Source organism: Streptomyces sp. NRRL S-118 (assembly GCF_000716335.1).
Classification (GTDB): Bacteria; Actinomycetota; Actinomycetes; order Streptomycetales; family Streptomycetaceae; genus Streptomyces.
Genome location: NZ_KL591038.1, coordinates 35,305 through 35,576, shown reverse-complemented (window position 1 = coordinate 35,576; position 272 = coordinate 35,305). Strand labels below are relative to the sequence as shown.

At 79.0% G+C, this 272-nt stretch carries 1 protein-coding gene; it reads left to right on the top strand.

The annotated features are described in order from the left end of the window. A partial coding sequence (locus tag IH00_RS38250; protein WP_234335085.1) for a tetratricopeptide repeat protein occupies window positions 1-272 on the top strand: 272 nt, incomplete at both ends.

The following is a 272-nucleotide window of genomic DNA, read 5'->3' as shown; positions in this document are numbered from 1 at the left end:
ACTGGCGGGGGGCCGCGGGGGATGCGGCCGGGGCCGCCACCGCGTTCGCCGAACTGCTGGCCGACTGTCTGCGGGTGCTGGGCCCCGACCACCCCAACACCCTGCTCGCCCGGCACAACCTCGCCCACTGGCGGGGGGAGGCGGGGGATGCGGCCGGGGCCGCCACGGCCACCGCCGAACTGCTGGCCGAACGGCTGCGGGTGCTGGGCCCCGACCACCCCGACACCCTGATCACCCGGCACGACCTCGCCCACTGGCGGGGGGCCGCGGGG